This window comes from Priestia sp. 40 (assembly GCF_049368575.1).
Taxonomy (GTDB): Bacteria; Bacillota; Bacilli; order Bacillales; family Bacillaceae_H; genus Priestia; species Priestia zanthoxyli.
On record NZ_JBMPZA010000005.1, the window covers coordinates 1772119 to 1791177 of the forward strand.

Genomic DNA, 19059 nt, shown 5'->3' on the forward strand with positions numbered 1-19059 from the left:
TATTAGGGGGAGTTTTATGTTTTCAACACCTATATTAGTTGTCGTTGGAATTGTTGTTTTTTTATTAATTGCGCTGATTGCCGTATTTATTACAAAATACCGTACAGCAGGTCCAGATGAAGCGTTAATTGTAACAGGGAGCTATCTCGGAAATAAAAACGTGCACGTCGATGAATCCGGAAACCGCATTAAAATTGTTCGCGGCGGCGGTACGTTTGTGCTGCCAGTTTTTCAGCAGGCTGAGCCTCTGAGCTTGCTATCAAGCAAACTGGAAGTGTCTACACCTGAAGTATATACAGAACAAGGTGTTCCTGTTATGGCTGATGGGGTATCAATCATCAAAATTGGAGGTTCTATTTCAGAAATCGCAACGGCCGCTGAGCAGTTTTTGGGCAAAGCAAAAGAAGATCGTGAAACTGAAGCTAGAGAAGTCTTAGAAGGTCACCTTCGCTCGATTCTTGGTTCTATGACGGTAGAAGAAATTTATAAAAACCGTGAAAAATTCTCTCAAGAAGTACAGCGCGTAGCTTCACAAGATCTAGCTAAAATGGGATTAATTATTGTATCGTTTACAATTAAAGACGTTCGGGATAAGAACGGCTATCTAGAATCGCTAGGGAAGCCTCGTATTGCTCAAGTTAAACGAGATGCTGACATTGCAACAGCGGAAGCTGAAAAAGAAACAAGAATCAAGCGTGCTGAGGCTCATAAAGATGCCCAAAAAGCGGAACTTGAGCGAAATACAGAAATCGCGGAAGCTGAAAAAATGAATCAGTTAAAAACCGCTGAATATCGTCGCGAACAAGATATTGCCAAAGCTCGCGCTGACCAAGCATATGATCTAGAAACAGCTCGCGCGAAACAAGATGTAACAGAACAAGAAATGCAAATCCGCATTATTGAACGTCAGAAACAAATTGAATTAGAAGAAAAAGAAATTCTTCGTCGTGAGCGTCAATACGATTCTGAAGTAAAAAAGAAAGCAGATGCAGATCGTTACTCTGTTGAGCAATCCGCTGAAGCTGAAAAAGCAAAACAGCTTGCTGAAGCAGACGCCAACAAATATCGAATTGAAGCAATGGCTAAAGCTGAAGCTGAACGCGTTCGAATTGATGGTTTAGCAAAAGCTGAAGCTCAGCGTGCCCAAGGTGAATCTGAAGCTGAGATTATCCGCTTAAAAGGTTTAGCTGAAGCTGAAGCTAAACAAAAAGTAGCTGAAGCATTCGAGCAGTTCGGTCAAGCGGCTATTTTAGATATGATTATCAAAATGCTTCCTGAATATGCAAAACAAGTTGCAAGTCCTTTAGCAAATATCGACAAAATTACGGTTGTGGACACAGGAAGCAACGGTGAAAACAGCGGAGCTAATAAAGTGACTGGCTATGCAACAAACTTAATGTCTTCTCTTCAAGAATCGCTGAAAGCATCCTCAGGTATAGATGTGAAGGAATTGATTGAAAACTTTTCTGGAAAAGGAAATGTGCGACAAAGCTTGCACGAACTAACGGATGAAATCAAGCAACAAAACAAGAAAGAAGATATCTAAAAATAAAAAGCATGCGGATATAATCCGCATGCTTTTTTAACCTCTTAACACTCGAAGAAGAAACCTAGGTAATTCTAACTGACGCTTCCATCTCCATGGTTCTTTTAACAGTCGATAAAGCCACTCTAAACCAAACTTTTGAAAAACAGCAGGTGCTCGGTTCAATCGTCCTGAAATAACATCGAACGAGCCCCCTACGCCTTGATAAACAGAAGGATTAAGTTTCTCTTTATGAGCAATAATCCAATTTTCTTGGGCTGGACTGCCTAAAGCCACAAACACAATTTCTGCTCCTGAATCATTAATCGTACATTCAATGACTTCTTCATTTTTTTCGTAGCCATTTAATGTTCCAACAATTAAAATCCCTGGAAACATCTCTTCCAACTTAGCTTTGGCTTCATCTGCAATGCCAGGCTTGGCTCCGTATAAAAAAATCTTTTTACCGTTATTCGTTGCTTCTTGACACAGCTTCAGCATCATATCAATACCCGTTACACGCTCACGAATACGTCCTTTTTTGAGCTTTGAAGCTAAAATCACACCGATTCCATCTGGAATTTGATAAGTCGCCTGGTTTAATAGTGACTTTAATTCCCTGTCTTCTTGTGCTTTCATAATTTTTTCAGGGTTGATTGCTACAATAAATGATTTTCGGCCTTTATCTATATCCTGAAGTAACTTTGCCGCTAGCTCATCGTACGTGTCGCTACAAACGTCTATTCCTAAGATGTTTTCCTTCATTAAATCACCCGTATGTTGATTTTTTAGTTTTTTACAAACGAAAGACAGGCTGTTCAGCCCGTCTTTTTATAAAGTAGAAACTTTTGAATCACCAAGTAACACTACGTCAAAGCCTGCTGCTTTCCATTGATCACGCTGAATGCAGTTTTTCGTATCAAAAATAACTTTTGTACGCATATGATTTTCAACAGCTGATGGAAGAAGCTCTTTGAACTCATTATGATCTGTTAAAATAAGAATCACATCTGCATGTGCAACAGCTTCATCCAAACTTTGCGTTTGACGTTCGATTTTATTCTCTTTGATATGAGGATCAAATGCTGTGTAATCAACACCTAGCTTTTCTAAGTGATGAAGCACATCCGTTGATGGACTTTCACGCATATCATCAATATTTCCTTTAAAAGCTAAGCCTAAAACCGCTACACGTCCATGTTGAATGCCCTTTTCATCTAGTAGGCTTTTCGTTTTTAATGCTGTATATTCAGGCATTGAATCATTTGTCTGACGAGAAAGAGAAATAATTTTCGCCAGTTCCGGCTGAAGCTCCGTTAAGAACCAAGGGTCAACAGCAATACAGTGGCCGCCTACACCAGGACCTGGTAAGTGGATGTTTACACGTGGATGATAGTTCGCTAACTTAATCGCTTCCCACGCATTTACACCAATTTTTTCACTGATTTTTGCCAGCTCATTTGCAAAGGCAATGTTCACATCACGATATGTGTTTTCAATTACTTTCACCATTTCAGCTGTTGTAGCATCCGTTACGTGAATATTTCCTTTTACAAATGTTTTATAAAGCTCAACAGTCAAGCGACTGGACTCTTCGTTAATACCACCGACAATACGGTCATTATTTACTAGTTCCTCAAATACTTTTCCTGGAATAACACGTTCAGGTGAGTGAGAAACAAATAGCTCACTGCCTAATTCTAAACCAGTTTCTTTTAGCACAGGTAGCATAACGTCTTCTACTGTACGCGGAGGAACTGTGGATTCTAAAATGACTAAATTTCCTTTACGAACGTAAGGAACAATTGATTTTGTCGCTTCTCGAACATAGTTCAAGTTTGCCGTTTTATCTTCATTAATTGGTGATGGTACAGCAATAATAAAAATATCCGCCTCTTCAGCTGTTGTGCCTACCGTGAAGTGGCCTTTGTCAACTGCTGATTCTAAACGTTCTTGTAAGCCGTTTTCTTCTATATGAAGTTGCTTATTTTTAATTAATTCTACTGCTTTTTCATTTACGTCGACACCATGTACATATAAGCCGTGATTGGCAAACATAACAGCTGTCGGTAAACCTATATATCCTAAACCAACTACACACAATTTCTTTGTCATTGCAGAAAATCTCCTTTATATGACATGCTTAATAAATAAAACCTATCTGATATTATATCGAAAAATGTCATTTCATGATAGCATTTATATAAAAACATGAAATAATTTCTTTTACTTATTATTATGTAACATTTTATGAGAATTCATCAATAAACGATATAACCATCTTTTGTACAAAGAGCTCTAACCCAAAAGAACTATTGAAAATCTCCTTGATTCCCAATAGTTCCCCCAGTAAATATATTTTACATATGCCCTTCTTTTTCGACAATTTCTCTAAAATAGCTCACTAGCTCTGCTCGCAGCGGTTCTCTTTGCAGAGCTAAATCAATTGTTGCTTTAATGAATCCAAATTTATCTCCAACATCATAACGTTTTCCTTCGAAATAATAAGCAAGAACACGTTGAAATTCATTCAGACGTAAAATAGCATCTGTTAATTGAATTTCTCCTCCTGCACCAATCTCTTCTCTGCTTAAGATATCGAAAATTTCCGGTGTTAAAATATAGCGCCCCATAATTGCATAGCCTGAAGGGGCATCTTCTGGATTCGGTTTTTCAACGAGCGTTTCTACGTCTAATAATCCTTTTTCAAGAGGCTCTCCTTTAGGACCTACAATTCCGTACTTTGAGGTTTCTTTCCTAGGCACCTCCTGTACACCAACTACAGCGCATTCATATTTTTCGTATACGTCCATTAACTGTTTCAAACAAGGTGTTTCTGATTGGACTACATCATCCCCTAGCATAACAGCAAACGGTTCATCTCCGATAAAACTTCTTGCACAGTGAATGGCATGACCTAATCCTTTAGGTTCCTTTTGACGAATGTAGTGAACATTAGCCAAATTCGAAATCCCCTGCACTTCTTCAAGCATGTCCCACTTTTCCTTTGCGGCTAATGTTTCTTCTAACTCATATGATTTATCAAAATGATCCTCGATTGCTCGTTTTCCGCGACCGCTTACAATTAAAATGTCTTCAATACCTGATGCTACTGCTTCTTCCACAATGTATTGAATCGTTGGTTTATCTACAATTGGCAGCATTTCTTTAGGCTGTGCTTTTGTAGCCGGCAAAAAGCGTGTCCCTAATCCAGCTGCTGGAATAATAGCTTTACGAATTTTCACTTACTTTTCCTCCTGTCAATGTCAATCGTGCTTATTGGTTATAGTATAGTAAGTCTTCGATTGAGTATGTACACAAAGTCATGTTGAATCCATTTCTTTTTATAAAGAGTCATGTTGGATTCTGCTTTATCATAACAAAAGATTTTGTATAATTCTATTTTTATCATTTATAATGAAAAGAAAATTAATCACTTATAAATATAATTTTATGTTCCACTTATGTATAGAAAGGAATGGGATTATGAGTTCGTTTTCAGATCACTTACAGCACCAATTTATACATTATTTCCCGTATAGTGATACACGCTATCGTACGAATGCCCAAGCAGGACTAGACCTTTACCGTACCCATTCATTCTTCATTTTGCACAATGATGAACAGATATTAAACGTTAAAATCGATTCGTTTTATGTTGAACTAAACAAGCAGCTGCTCCCTGAAAGTACCTGTTCTTGTCAGCATAACGGATTTTGTGAACACTGCTTTGCAGCGTTTTTTTATATGTATTCATTAATAGAACCGCTTGCGCCCCTATTCAAAGAATGGCGAAACCATGAAAAAGAAGCTTTGACTATGCTATCTGCCAAACAAGTGTTAAAAAAGCCGAAGGCAACTTTTCAAGAGTGGAGACAAACTTTTGAGGAGCAGTATACGCTTTTTATGCAGGGGCGGAACGAAAATGACCGTTCCATTTATCATGAATATCATCAGTACTATTACCGTTCTTTAGTGAAAAAGGCTCCTGAGCATCCATTGCTTTATGCTTTATTTTGTATGTATGGAGCGGTTCATACATTTTATAAACTATCAGCTCAATTACAGGCACATCAGCTTTCTACTAACATCGAGGAATCGTTCGTATATAGTCACGTCTACAAAATAACAAATGAAATTTATGCTACCGCTGATTCATTAAAGCAAACGAAATACGATAGGGATGCATTATCTATTATAGAGGACAGCATCCCATACATCCGAGAATTATTGCATAAAGATATGCCTTTACAATATGAACGTATTGAGATTTATCGCGTTATTTGGCAAAAAATCTTCACGTTAGAAAAGTGGCGAAAAACTGAGGAAAGCGAATTAAAAGCTAAGCACGGTTCTTTTATAAACAATACAGCTCTTTCCTATCTTTTATTCCTTCAAGAAAAAGATGGAGAAGCAAAAGAACGTTTGAGCGATGAAACATTAAAAATGATTCCGTATCTTATTCCTTGGTTAAATGATTTATTGCACGAAAAAGAAACTGACCGCTTTGCTCAGTGGGGCTCTTATATAATGGCCTATATAGGAGATTACGTACGCACCGTTCCGACTACTTATCAAGGAAGCCGAAACATGGTCTCCATGATTGTAAATTTATTTCAGCACTATAAAGACTTAACGAACGATCAAACTTTGTATACTGAAGCATTGCAAACATTACTTCCCTATAGTTTTATTGAATACAGTGATTTTCTATATGCTTCTGACCAATTAAAAAAATGGGTTGAATTACAGGTGCTTCTTCAATATGACAGCATCAAATATGACGAGCAAACGATAGAAGCCTTAAAACAAAAAGATGAAAAGCTGGTTATTCCTCTTTATCATCAAATGATTTCAAAGCTGATTTATGAAAAAAAGAAAAGCAGTTATCAAGAAGCCTATATCTACTTACAAGAATTAAAGAGACTTTATCTACAAATGAATCGCTCTCTACTATGGGAACATTATATAGAAGAATTAGCGATAAAAACGAAGAAACAGCGCGCGTTTCAACAACTATTAGAAAAAGGAGATTTACTGAATGTTTGATTTGTTTCATTTAACACTTGAAGTCGAACCTGTACACGGTGACTTTTTTCTCTACTGTGTATCACCTAGCGGCCAAATTTTACTCCCTGATACATGGAAAGATGCGCTGTTTCTATGGCATGAACAGACCTATTACGGAAGCAAAGCTACACAGGTTGAGATTAATGGAAAAAAAGGAATTCTTCTTTCTGCATGGCAAATGTTCACTTTCATACAATCACCTATTCAACAGCATGTGTTGAAACCAGCTTTGTCCGCTTCAGCGGAAGCTTATCAGCAAATTGCAGTTGATATGACAAAGAGGATTATCCAAGGGAAATTTCATTCTCTTCCTTTTAAAAAACAAATGACTGGATTGCTTTCACAAGCTGATGAGCAAGAGTGGCGAGCACAAATTAAAGAGAGCCTATTAAAAAAAGAAGGAAAGGACTTTTTAATAAGCATAGAAGGCGAGAGCTATAATCCTCCCTTTGACCTTTCATTACGTATTGTAGAGCCAGCAACCGATGGAGATGTATGGACGGCTGAAACATTCGTGATTCCCCACGATGAAGCCAAAGAACCTTTTATACTGGGAAGAACGCTTCCTAAAGAATGGAATCACTACGAATCATATATCGCTTACGAACACGAACGATGGAAAGCATTGGCTCCTACTTTATACCAAAAAGGAGCGTTTATTCAGTCTGTCCTAACAGACGAGGAAGTATGGGAATTTCTAACTCAAGATAGTGCAGCATTGATTAAACAAGGTGTCTCTATCCATTTGCCAAGCTGGTGGGAATCATTAAAAAAAGCCACCATAAAAGTATCTGGCGCTATAGAAAATACTTCATCTGCATTGTTTGGTAAACAAGCTATCAGCAGCTTCCGCTGGTCATTTTCTATTGGCGATCAAACTTTCTCAGAAGAAGAGTTTCGGAAATTAGTCGAACAAAAACGCCGATTATTATCTATTAACGGACAGTGGATTCAACTGGATTCTAGATTAATTAAACAAGCGCAGAAAATTGTTAAAGAAGCTAGTAAAAAAGGCGTCTCAATTCATGAAATTTTAAAAACGAAGCTAACCTACATGGCAGACAGTAAAACTGATGAAGAAGAGGTAAAAGTTGAGTTCCAACTCCCCGCTTCCTTTCAATCATTTATTACATCCTTAACGGATTTAGAACGGCTGCCGGAAGTGCTGCCTTCCTCTGAATTTAAAGGTGCATTAAGACCTTATCAGCAACAAGGTTTGAATTGGCTCATGTTTCTAAGAAAGTTTAACTTAGGAGGATGTCTAGCAGATGACATGGGGCTAGGTAAAACCATTCAATTGATTAGTTATTTAACAAATATTCATCAGTTACATAGCTCTCCTTCTCTTATCGTTTGCCCAACTTCTTTAATTGGAAACTGGGAAAAAGAATTACAAAAATTTTCCCCTTCTCTTCGTGTTCATGTTCATTACGGACCGAAAAGAACCAACGGATACGCATTTGAGAAGATATGTGAAAGTACTGACGTTGTGATCACGACTTATCAAGTTGCTCTTTTGGATGTCGAATTGTTGAAAGGGTTTATGTGGAACAGCATTTCCTTAGACGAAGCACAACATGTTAAAAACCCGCAGACTAAACAGGCGAGAGCCATCCGTCAGCTGCAAGGAAGACACAAAATTGCGCTTACTGGAACTCCAATTGAAAACCGTCTGCTGGAACTATGGTCATTATTTGAATTCATCAATCCTGGTTACTTAGGAACAATCAATTCATTTAAAAACCGATTTGTAGCCGGCATTGAAAAAGGCGAGAAACCTGAACGAGCTGTTGAGCTTAAAGCACTCATTCAACCTTTCTTATTGAGAAGAACAAAACAAGATAAAAACATCGCCCGCTCATTGCCTGATAAACAAGAACAAAAAGAATATATCCCGCTGACAGCGGAACAAGCTTCACTTTACCAGGAGCTAGTTCAAGGAATGCTTCAAGAAACAGAGGAAAAAACAGGATTTGAACGAAAAGGCATGATTTTGCAAACACTAAATAAGCTAAAATTATTATGCAATCATCCAGCTTTGTACTTAAAGGAAAGCCCATCTAAACAAACGGTAAGGCGATCTCATAAAAGTGAAAAGATTATTGAACTCGTAGAGAGCATTCGCACACAGCAAGAAAGCTGTTTAATCTTTACTCAATATATTGAAACAGGACTCATGCTGCAAAGAACCTTAGAAAAAGAAATCAACGAGCCGGTTTTATTTCTTCACGGAAGTTTGTCAAAAGAACAAAGAGATGAAATGGTTGCTCAATTTCAAGCAAGAAAAAAAGCCATCTTTATTCTTTCTCTTCGCGCAGGTGGAACTGGATTGAATTTAACAGCTGCAAATCACGTTATTCATTTTGACCGATGGTGGAACCCAGCCGTTGAAAACCAAGCAACCGATCGCGCTCATCGAATTGGGCAGAATAAATTTGTTCATGTTCATAAGTTTATTACAAGAGGAACGATTGAAGAAAAAATTGATGAAGTGATCAATCAAAAACAACATCTAAACAATGAACTCATCCAAGGAGATCAATGGGTAACAGAACTTTCTAATAAAGAACTACAAGAGCTTCTTGCGTACAGAAATGAATAAGAAAAATTATAAAATGTGTTAAAACGTTACTAAAAAGAGGACTTTTTTACTTGTCCTCTTTTTTTATTAGATCATTCGACATAAAAAAATCAGTATAAATCATTCTCCACCTACTGATAAAGATACAAAAAACGCAATAAATATCGTTTTTTGAATAAAAAGGTATTTTTATAGCGAAAAAGACCCTTTACTTTCTCTTTAAATTCCAGCATATTTATACATATAATATTTTTGTAATTTAATAGACATATTGGAAAAATAAACACGAAATATTTACATAATTAGGGGGATTTATTAATGAAAAAAAGGCAGCTCGCTTTATCTCTAGGCGCCATTGTTGGCGGGACATTCTTATATCAAGCTTCAGCTGAAGCATCTGCTTCAACTGTTCAAGTGAAAGCTGGAGATACACTTTGGTCATTATCTACCAAATACCATACAACGGTAGAAGCTTTAAAAAGCGTAAATAAGTTATCTTCAAATACAATTCGTGTAGGACAAACGTTATCGATTCCTTCTGCTTCAACCTCTCAACCATCTAATAAGGAAGAAAAGCCTTCAGCTCCTGCTACTGGTTCAACCTATAAAGTTCAAAGCGGCGATACCCTTTGGAAAGTTGCTACTCGTTTTAATATGAGCGTAGAAGAATTAAAACGTTTGAACGCTCTTTCTTCTAACATTATTTATATTAACCAAACGTTAAAAGTAAATGGAAGCAATAGCGCATCGACTCCAACTACGAGTAAACCAGCAGAAACTCCTTCTAAGGATGCAAATGGAACTTACAAAGTTCAGCGTGGAGATAGCCTATCTAAAATAGCTTCGACATTTCACATGAGTGTCAGTGAGCTAAAACAAATAAACGGATTAACATCTAATACGATTTATGTAAATCAGCAATTAAAGGTATCAAAAAGCAGCCAAACAACTACGCCAACAACAAAACCAAGTACATCCACACCTCCAACTTCTAACGGAACATTAAATGTATCGCAAATGATTTCAGATGCAAAACGTTATATAGGTGTTCCTTACAAATGGGGTGGCACAACTCCTTCTGGTTTTGACTGCAGCGGATTCATTTATTACGTAACGAAACAACAAATTTCTACAACGCGCTATACGACGGCTGGTTATTGGAGTGTATCAACACCCGTCAGTAATCCACAGCCTGGAGACTTAGTGTTTTTTAATACATATTCTAGCGGTCCTACACATATGGGCATTTACCTTGGTAATCGTCAATTTATTCATGCTGGATCTTCTACCGGTGTAACCATTGCAAGCTTAGATAACAGCTACTGGAGCAAGCGCTACTTAGGTGCAAAAAGATTTGCTAAATAAATGATAAAAGCTGAGACAAAAGTATTTTAGTTGAAGGAAAATCCGAACGAGTTTGATTCTTGATGGAGAATCAAACTCGTTCGGATTTTTTCATTGGTAGGGCGGACGCAGGTTTCATATGTGTAGGTGCTTCTAGCTGTTGAGTGGAGGGCAAAGCGAAGACTCCTGCGAGAAAAGCAGAATAGATGAGACCGTGCGCAAGTGACGAGGAGGCTCATCGACCGCCTGCGGAAAGCGAAGTCTTGCACGGAAATCAACAGTGGTGTAACAAGTGACCTATACTAGCTCATCCCATTTGTTTGTCTTTAGATTGCATTGATTCAGTTACGTCTCAATCTCTTATATACAGAAAAAAACCGTTAAATGATTTAACGGCTGAAATAGAGGAATAGTTCGGGGATAGTAAATACTTTAATTTTCTCTCTTGAGAATATAGAAAGAGCATTGCTCTTAAAGAGGATCTATCTTCTATTATGATAGATAAGAGGACTTAGAACCTTAGCCGAACTAATCACCCCCTTTCATGCTAGATAACTTCATTCTTCTTGCTGATTTGAATCAAATGAAGAAGAACCGGATGGCTTTCCACTTAAAAACTTAACAGCATCAGCCACAACGTCGGTCATATATACTCGTTGCTGAAGATTATTTTCAAATGTGCGCGTTTGTACACGCCCTACCACACCTACAACCGCTCCTTTATCACAGTAAGCAGCCGTATTTTCTGCATTTTTTCTCCACAGAGTAATGTTGACAAAATCAGCATCATATTCACCTTCAACATTTCGAAACGTTCGATTAATTGCTAAAGTAATAGTAGATACTGCAATCCCTTCATGGGTATATCGAAGCTCAGGTTTTTTTGTCAGTCTTCCTACAAGAACAATATGGTTAATCATAGTCTACCACTCCAACTGATTGAATAATGAGAATCTTTAAGCTCATTCATGTTATAATATGGATAACCTACTATTTACGTAAAGGAGGAAACATCAATGAAAACATTTAAACTTGTGTCATTTCAATTGGTTGATGATCAAGAAAAACGTCAGTCTGTCTCACTCACTAATGGCCTTATTATTAATAAAGAAGACGGCGAAAATAACTGGATTTTAGAAGCAGTTATCGATAAGAAATGGTACGATGAATTTCATGTTTTGTTGAAAGATAAACAAAAAATGACGGTAGAAGCTAAAATTACGAAAGAAACAAATGATCCGGCTACCTTTATAGCTACCGTGGCTTCCATTACTTCAATTGGTGAAAATCGTATTAGTTTGTTGATGAAAGGTGTTTTAAAAGAACGGAGACTTCATTATGCTGAAATGCTCTTAGAGGATTTAATTAACCAAGGGTTATCAGGTCAAGATTTACTTCAACAGTTCAAACTGCAGCTTCGAAACAGACCGATAAAAAGTACATCTAAAAAATAAGTCAAGTCATCTCAAGGTGTCTGGATTTAAAAGAGAGGATTATTGTTTGCGGTCTTTTTCGTTGGTCCATGAGAAGGATAAAGAAAAGAGAATTCACTGGAGAGGTGCCTTTCTTTTTTCCCTAAAAATAAATGAGCACAACTAGAACGTTTGAAGCGATTATCTCTTGTGCGAGCGCCTTGCCTTTTCAAATAAAAATTTGTCATTTTTTCACTCCTTTTTCTTTGTAATTCGTATATTAATGCATTTTTCCCCGTTATTCAACCATTTTTTCAATATACCGAACAAAAAATAGGATTTTTTTACTATGAAAACCTCTATTTTTGTTCTTTTTTTTATATCTATGCAGAAAAATGAATATTTTTAGAGAAAAAAAAGAAATAAAAACAGGTTTTATTCCCTTTATTGCAGAAGGTAAAGTATATATGTTTCATATTGTGCGAATTCAGCATGTTACAAAGAACATGAACTACATTCGAACAATAAGACATGTACTTATCTTTACGAAATCAGGTGATGCATATGAAAGATTTGGGAGAAAGAATTAAACATTTCAGACTAAAAGGAGGGTTTTCACAAGAAGAATTAGCAAATCAGTTGAATGTTTCTCGTACAACTATTTCAAAATGGGAATGTTCGAAACAAACGCCTTCCATTTTTGATTTTCTATCTCTATGTAATTGTTTTCAAATTACGCTGGACCAACTTATTGATCCTTCCTCTTATAAACAAGATTATTTACATGACTTCCAACTTCTTTACTTAACAAGAAAACGTGAATCGGATTCACAAGACGATACCATTTTAACCCTCATAGATAAACAGCCCTTATTAAAACATGTGCTCTTGCAATTTTCATCTCTGTCACCAACTCTTCAAAAAGAGTTGCTAACGGATATTATACCTTTATTAAAGAAACTGTTTTCTGCTTTGCAGCGCCAATAAAAAAAGCTGCATCAGCAGCTCTTATGTACTATTCTTTTTTATCGCCTAAAGCAAACATAATATCTGTTTCGCAGACTAACTCTCCATCTACAGTTGCGATACCTTTTCCTTTGCCAATAGATCCACGCGCACGTACAATTTCAACCTCTAAACGCAGTTGATCACCAGGTCTTACTTGCTTTTTAAAACGGCAGTTGTCAATGCCTGCAAAAAATGCTAAACGTCCTTGATTTTCTTCTTTTTTTAGCATAGCTACGGCTCCTACCTGAGCCAAAGCTTCTACAATTAAAACCCCTGGCATCACAGGATAGTCAGGGAAATGCCCATTAAAAAATTCTTCATTGGCAGATACGTTTTTTAAACCAACTGCTTTTTTTCCCTCTTCCACTTCTAAAATACGATCGACCAATAAAAATGGATATCGGTGTGGAATAATTTCTTTAATTTGTTCAATATCAAGCATAAATAAGTCTCCTTTCAAACCGCATGTAACATACGATACTATTATCAATATACAGAATGCTCAATTGAGAAGCAACTACTTGCTTAAGCTCTGATCCCATTCACCAAGCCCATCATTTGGTCTGCAATTGAAATAGAGCGGGAATTAAATTGATACGCACGTTGAGCGATGGACATATCAGTAAGTTCTTTGCTCAAATCTACATTTGACTGTTCCAATTTCCCTTGCTCTACGCCTGCTGTTTCTCGAGCTTTTCCAGTCAAATCTGTAAACATATTCGGTTGGTTCATCCTAGCTGGAAAGGCAAATAGATTTTCTCCTTTAGCTTCTAGCACCTGCGGCTTTTGGACATTTGTTAACCCAAGGGTAAACTGGTCAACGCCCGTATTCGTAGTAACTGTTATCGTCCCACTTCCATCAATTTGTATATCTTTGAAGGCGTTACTGAAAATAATAGCTTGACCATTTTCCCCCAGCACATCCTGACCAGAACCGTTTACTAATTTAACATTGTTCGGGCCTTCAGGGCTAAGATGGAAAGAACCATCTCGCGTATATTGTACAGGCTGTTGGGAATCGTTTACGGCAACTTGAAAATAAACGTTTGGATTTGATGCAGCTACGTCTAATAGTTTATCTGTGTTCTGAAAAGCACCCTGCGTCATATTCAAGCTCGTTTGATCTAAATAAGCGCCTGTGCCTTGCCGAATTCCGGCTGGCGTAAGCCGCTTTTCTGTTCCCTTATCTTCTTGATTGTTTACTTGTTGATACAGCATATCATTAAATGAAGCATCTCTTGATTTATATCCTGTCGTATTTGTATTAGATAGATTATGACCAATGACATCAAGCTGCTGCTGCAGCTGCCCCATCGTATTAGCTGCTGTTATCATTGTACGGTTCATCCTTCTCATCTCCCCTGTTGCTTTTAGCGCACACGCCCAATTTCATTTGCCGCTTTATCCATGCTTCTATCGTAAGCTTGCATTATTTTTTGATTTGCTTCAAAAGCTCTGTAAGCCGTCAGTAAATCAGTCATACTTTGAGCAGCATCTACATTAGAACGCTCAACAAACCCTTGGTTTAACTGATAAGAAACTCCTGGATTATTCCGTGCTGAAGGCAGGGGCTGATTGTTGAGGGTTTCATATAATCCATTCCCGGCCTTTTTAATCGTTTGTAAATCACTAGCATAAGCAACATCAATTTGCGCAACCTGCTGATTATTCTCCGTTACGTTACCCTGTGAATCAACTGTAAAGTTTTCACTTTTTAGTTGAATTGGCTGATTATTTGTATTTAATATATAAGCTCCGGTAGACGTAGTTAAAAACCCTTCTTGATCTAATGTAAAATTACTGTTTCTTGTATATTGAGGCGTATTATCAGGGCTTTGTACCACAAAAAATAGGACGCCCTCTTTTGTAGGCATATTTTGCTCCATCAATGCAATATCAGTTGATTGAGACGTTTGTTGAAGATCACCTTGTGTAAAATTTGGAACTGTTTCTTGCATATACACGCCCGTATTAATCGCACCTATGTCTTTTTTGTTCTGAACAGAGATGTTACGATCAGTGGGTAAATCTTGAGATTCCATTCGCTGCAGTAACATATCAGGAAATGCCTTTAACGTACCTTGATCTGCTTTAAATCCTGGCGTATTAGCATTTGCTATGTTATTCGTTAATAAGTCAGTTTGACGCTGCTGAGACAGCATACCCGCTGCTGCCGTGTAAAACCCTTTAAACATACTTCATCCTCCTTACAAGTAAACGTTGTTCGTTATAGACGGCTGACAGAGTATAATAAATAAAAGAAGAGACTCCTCTGTATGAAACGAGCCAATAGAGGAGTCTTTATTTAAACAATATTGCGACGAGATAGTTTATCAATATTATCGAGCATAATACCTGTTCCAACAGCTACACAACCCATTGGATTTTCTGCAATTAGCACAGGCACCTTTAATTCTTCCGCTAACAGCTGGTCCATACCGTGAAGCAATGCTCCACCGCCAGTTAAAATAACGCCTCTGTCTATAATATCGGCAGAAAGTTCGGGAGGTGTACGCTCTAATACACTTTTCGAAGCTTGTACAATGACGCTGACAGACTCTCTAAGTGCCTCCTCCACTTCTTCAGAATAAACAGTAACCGTACGAGGGAGGCCTGAAACCATGTCTCGCCCACGAATGTCCAGCTCTTCATTACGAGCTTTAGGAAACACCGTACCAATTTTCACTTTAATTTCTTCTGCTGTACGCTCACCAATTAAGAGCTTATATTTCTGCTTGATGTACTGCAAAATTTCGGCATCAAAACGATCACCAGCCATCTTAATAGAAGCTGCTGTTACGATATCACCCATTGAAAGGACAGCCACATCGGTTGTACCTCCACCAATATCTACGACCATATTTCCGCTCGGCTGAAAGATATCCATTCCAGCGCCAATAGCCGCGACTTTTGGTTCTTCTTCCAAATAAATGGTTTTTCCACCGCTTTTTTCAGCAGCTTCGCGAATGGCTTTTTGTTCAACAGAGGTAATATTTGTTGGACAACAAATTAAAATACGAGGCTTGGATAAAAAACCTTTTACATTTAATTTATTAATAAAGTGTTTGAGCATAGACTCAGTAATTTCGAAGTCAGCGATAACGCCATCTTTTAGTGGACGAATGGCAATAATATTACTGGGCGTTCTTCCTACCATACGTCTCGCTTCTTCCCCTACTGCTAGCACTCTATTTGTATTTTTATCAATCGCCACAACAGACGGTTCATTTAGCACAATTCCTTTGCCTTTAACGTGAATTAAGACGTTAGCTGTACCTAAATCGATACCAATGTCTTTTGCTAACATACCTTAAATCCTCCTTCTATTTACATATCTTTGCATGATAACCATTCTTTTTTCCTAATTTACTATTTTATCACAATTTGTATATGTATGTTGTTATTAGCAAAAATATTTATTATATACCTATTTTATCCAAAAATTAAAATGCCCTATACTACCTCTATAAAAAAGGCAATATCGGGCATTTTTTTACTTTACAGTTTCTTCTTCTTTTTTGTACTTTAATTTTGTTGCTTCTCCTCCACGCAAATGCCGAATAGATTTATGATAATCAAGAATTTCTTTTACTTCATTTGCTAATTCAGGATTTATTTCTGGTAGACGCTCTGTTAAATCTTTATGGACAGTACTTTTCGAAACGCCAAATTCTTTCGCAATTACACGAACTGTTTTCTTTGTTTCTACAATATACTTTCCAATCTTGATAGTTCTCTCTTTGATGTAATCGTGCACACTACTCGCCCTCCCCAAATTGGATATGAGAAGTATCCAAGGGAATGTATATATTATCCCTTTTCTAACATTCTCTTTATAGGTTTGTAACAGTTTATTAGCTTGTGTGCAGATATATGCTAGAAAAGTCAGTAAGGACAAGTGATTTCTTATATTTTTTTGAAAATTTAGTGTTTTTTATTTATTTTTTTAACATAATGCATCCCATTTTAAAAAATTTCATAAAAAAAGAAGCTCGGTTTTGCCAAGCTTCTTTTCGTATTCATAGCCTTGCTTTATGCATTTGGTTTAGACGTATCTGTTGAAGGTTGTTTTGAATCTTTATCTTCTTTAGTCTTTTCATCAGATGATTTTTCGCTATCCTTTGATCCTTCAGAAGAAGAGTCGTCTTTTGGCTCTGTTACTTCAGCTGCTTTTACTTCTTTAATAGAACTAACAGATTTACCAAAGTAACTGCTCGGATTAATCGCTACACCATCTTTACGAACTTCAAAGTGCACATGTGTTTTAGCTTCTTGATTATATAAGCTTTTTCCAGCTTTTGCGATCGTTTGACCTTGTTTAACAATATCTCCCACTTCTACATCAGCTTTCTCAAGAGATTGATACTGTGTTACTAAACCGTCTTTGTGATCAATTTCTACTACATAACCAAGTAAAGGATCTTTTGTTGCTTTTGTTACTGTACCGCTAGCTGCTGCTACAACATCAAATGATTTATCTCCCTTAACAGCTAAGTCAACACCTGTGTTTGGGTGATACGTATTGTTGTAGAACACTAGTGCTTCTTCTTGTTGTTTTTCAGATGCTTGATCGTCGTAGAAAGGCTTTTTCACGATAGCTGATGCTTCACTAGCAACTGGCATTTTTAAATTTTCAAGCGAAGCATTTACCTCTACAGCATCGTCTCGATAAGCCGTACCGTCTTGGCTATAGCCGCTTTTGTCTTCTTTGCTAATATCGTTGCCATTAGCTTGAAACCAAAGGACTGCTGTAAGAATAATTGCTGCACTCGCTAAATAGATAGCCGGGAACACCCAACGCTTTCTAACTAATTTTTGAACTTTCGATTTTGGAGAAGTACGTTTCTTTTCTTCCTCTCTCATATATCATCACCTCAGCAATCAGTCTGAACACAATTGAATGAATATATACACAGCGATAAAAAAATTTTTTCGATTATTTTTTAACAAATGAATCTAAAATATACATTTTTATTTTAAAAAAACGAAAAACATAAAAAAGACCCTGCTATAAGGGTCTTTGAATTAGCGCTTAGCTGTCAATTGTGCAACGAACTGATCGTTAGGGGTAATCGCAACGCCTGTATAATAATGAGTAACAATATCTTTATACGTTTTCCCTTCTAGTGCCATGCCATTTGCTCCGTACTGACTCATCCCAATACCATGTCCATATCCTTTTGTGTTGATGATAATTTCATTCCCTTTTTTTGTCCAATGAAAGTCGGCTGACGATAAGCCCAGTTTTTCCCGAACATCTTTTCCAGACAGTTCTTTACCGTTTATCTTTACGTAGTCTACGCGTTGCCCCGGCGTTCTAGAGACGATTTCACCTACTGATCCACTGTTTGTTAATTTCACTCCAAGCCTCTGTTCAAAACTAGCAACCGACATTACTTTCTGATTTGTAAATTCAGGAGATTTTTTATCCCATGGACTAGCCACACTTTTTAGATAAGGAATAGAATTCTTCCAATACGCTTCTGAATTTTCAGTGTAACCATTGCTGGTAGAAAAGAACGTAGCATTAATTGGTTTGTTTTTGTACGTAAGAATTTGACCTTGGGTGTCCTTCACCGCTTCTTGAATTTTTTTGATTTTCCAATCATAGTCTTTGTTCCATCTGCTTCTTAGCTCATCTTTATTTAAATACACTTGGTACTCTACGGTATCTGTCACGTCCGCTCCTTGGGGAAGATGACTATTTCCATTCATCATTGTTTGCACAATATAGGTTCTGGCTGCCAAACTTTGAGCTTTAAGTGCTTCCAGTTCAAAAGTAGCAGGCATTTCAGCTGCTACTACCCCTACAAGATAGTCTTCGAGCGGCAGTTTTTCTACTTTTTTCGTTTCTGTACGATAAACACTGACGTCAAGAGGAGATTCTGTCACTTTTTGTAGTTTTTCGGTTTTTGGGGTCTGCTTGACATTTTCATGTAGCTTTCCATCTATCTTTTCAGTAAAAGGAACAACGAGCAGTGTTGGGATGAGTAACACAACGAAAAAAAAGATGACTCCTAGTACGACGATTGGCTTTGCTTGTTTCATGAACGCCTAGCCTCCATATCTATTATTTTGACAAGGAACACCTATATCCTTATATTTCATGTGTATGGAGG

Annotated in this window: 17 protein-coding genes; 6 read left to right on the top strand and 11 right to left on the bottom strand. The window is 37.3% G+C overall.

Features of this window, described 5'->3' with window-relative positions; all coding sequences use genetic code 11:
* Nucleotides 1-16: 16 nt before the first annotated feature.
* On the top strand, nucleotides 17-1546 hold the full coding sequence (locus ACO1DI_RS10330) for a flotillin family protein (RefSeq protein ID WP_013085445.1): 1530 nt from the start codon (nucleotides 17-19) through the stop codon (nucleotides 1544-1546).
* Nucleotides 1547-1582: 36 nt separating this feature from the next.
* Here ACO1DI_RS10330 and ACO1DI_RS10335 read toward each other — a convergent pair whose 3' ends face one another.
* From ACO1DI_RS10335 to galU, 3 genes are all read right to left on the bottom strand, one after another.
* Nucleotides 1583-2290, bottom strand: coding sequence for a WecB/TagA/CpsF family glycosyltransferase (locus ACO1DI_RS10335; protein WP_014457780.1), 708 nt, complete (start codon nucleotides 2288-2290; stop codon nucleotides 1583-1585).
* 66 nt (nucleotides 2291-2356) lie between these two features.
* Nucleotides 2357-3640, bottom strand: coding sequence for a nucleotide sugar dehydrogenase (locus ACO1DI_RS10340; RefSeq protein WP_423145222.1), 1284 nt, complete (start codon nucleotides 3638-3640; stop codon nucleotides 2357-2359).
* Between the two features lie 245 nt (nucleotides 3641-3885).
* Complete coding sequence (gene galU, locus ACO1DI_RS10345; protein ID WP_014457778.1) at nucleotides 3886-4770, bottom strand: UTP--glucose-1-phosphate uridylyltransferase GalU; 885 nt, start codon at nucleotides 4768-4770, stop codon at nucleotides 3886-3888.
* 241 nt (nucleotides 4771-5011) lie between these two features.
* Here galU and ACO1DI_RS10350 point away from each other — a divergent pair, with 241 nt between their 5' ends.
* The 3 genes from ACO1DI_RS10350 to ACO1DI_RS10360 all read left to right on the top strand — a co-directional run bounded on the left by ACO1DI_RS10350 (nucleotide 5012) and on the right by ACO1DI_RS10360 (nucleotide 10541).
* Complete coding sequence (locus ACO1DI_RS10350; RefSeq protein WP_243550080.1) at nucleotides 5012-6574, top strand: replication initiation protein; 1563 nt, start codon at nucleotides 5012-5014, stop codon at nucleotides 6572-6574.
* A complete protein-coding gene (locus ACO1DI_RS10355) occupies nucleotides 6567-9197 on the top strand; it encodes a DEAD/DEAH box helicase (RefSeq protein ID WP_115655074.1) in 2631 nt (876 codons plus the stop codon). Before ACO1DI_RS10350 ends, ACO1DI_RS10355 begins: the two co-directional genes overlap by 8 nt.
* Before the next feature lie 297 nt (nucleotides 9198-9494).
* Nucleotides 9495-10541, top strand: a complete 1047-nt coding sequence (locus ACO1DI_RS10360; protein WP_014457775.1) for a LysM peptidoglycan-binding domain-containing protein — start codon at nucleotides 9495-9497, stop codon at nucleotides 10539-10541.
* 536 nt (nucleotides 10542-11077) lie between these two features.
* On the opposite strand, the gene ssb is transcribed toward ACO1DI_RS10360, so the two are convergent.
* Nucleotides 11078-11440, bottom strand: coding sequence for a single-stranded DNA-binding protein (gene ssb, locus ACO1DI_RS10365; RefSeq protein WP_014457774.1), 363 nt, complete (start codon nucleotides 11438-11440; stop codon nucleotides 11078-11080).
* Between the two features lie 96 nt (nucleotides 11441-11536).
* On the opposite strand from ssb, the gene ACO1DI_RS10370 reads away from it, so the two are divergent.
* Together ACO1DI_RS10370 and ACO1DI_RS10375 are read left to right on the top strand one after the other, a co-directional pair.
* A complete protein-coding gene (locus ACO1DI_RS10370; protein ID WP_014457773.1) occupies nucleotides 11537-11974 on the top strand; it encodes a YwpF-like family protein in 438 nt (145 codons plus the stop codon).
* A gap of 522 nt (nucleotides 11975-12496) precedes the next feature.
* Entirely contained in the window at nucleotides 12497-12919 is a 423-nt protein-coding gene (locus ACO1DI_RS10375) for a helix-turn-helix domain-containing protein (protein WP_014457772.1), read from the top strand.
* Nucleotides 12920-12947: 28 nt separating this feature from the next.
* Here the strand turns inward: ACO1DI_RS10375 and fabZ are convergent, their stop codons facing one another.
* The 7 genes from fabZ to spoIID all read right to left on the bottom strand — a co-directional run bounded on the left by fabZ (nucleotide 12948) and on the right by spoIID (nucleotide 18988).
* Nucleotides 12948-13382 carry a 3-hydroxyacyl-ACP dehydratase FabZ gene (fabZ, locus tag ACO1DI_RS10380; RefSeq protein WP_013059788.1) on the bottom strand — a complete coding sequence of 145 codons (435 nt, stop codon included), beginning with the start codon at nucleotides 13380-13382 and terminating at the stop codon, nucleotides 12948-12950.
* A gap of 83 nt (nucleotides 13383-13465) precedes the next feature.
* On the bottom strand, nucleotides 13466-14287 hold the full coding sequence (locus ACO1DI_RS10385) for a flagellar hook-basal body protein (RefSeq protein WP_140451795.1): 822 nt from the start codon (nucleotides 14285-14287) through the stop codon (nucleotides 13466-13468).
* Nucleotides 14288-14310: 23 nt separating this feature from the next.
* Nucleotides 14311-15135 (bottom strand): flagellar hook-basal body protein, encoded by an 825-nt coding sequence (locus ACO1DI_RS10390; RefSeq protein ID WP_014457769.1) that lies wholly within the window; start codon nucleotides 15133-15135, stop codon nucleotides 14311-14313.
* Nucleotides 15136-15245: 110 nt separating this feature from the next.
* Complete coding sequence (locus ACO1DI_RS10395) at nucleotides 15246-16247, bottom strand: rod shape-determining protein (RefSeq protein ID WP_013059791.1); 1002 nt, start codon at nucleotides 16245-16247, stop codon at nucleotides 15246-15248.
* 186 nt (nucleotides 16248-16433) lie between these two features.
* Nucleotides 16434-16697 carry a sporulation transcriptional regulator SpoIIID gene (gene spoIIID / locus ACO1DI_RS10400; protein ID WP_013059792.1) on the bottom strand — a complete coding sequence of 88 codons (264 nt, stop codon included), beginning with the start codon at nucleotides 16695-16697 and terminating at the stop codon, nucleotides 16434-16436.
* A gap of 275 nt (nucleotides 16698-16972) precedes the next feature.
* Nucleotides 16973-17803, bottom strand: coding sequence for a M23 family metallopeptidase (locus tag ACO1DI_RS10405; protein WP_014457768.1), 831 nt, complete (start codon nucleotides 17801-17803; stop codon nucleotides 16973-16975).
* Nucleotides 17804-17965: 162 nt separating this feature from the next.
* The gene (spoIID, locus tag ACO1DI_RS10410) at nucleotides 17966-18988 is read right to left on the bottom strand and encodes a stage II sporulation protein D (RefSeq protein WP_423145223.1); all 1023 of its coding nucleotides are present in this window, start codon (nucleotides 18986-18988) and stop codon (nucleotides 17966-17968) included.
* Between the last annotated feature and the right edge of the window lie 71 nt (nucleotides 18989-19059).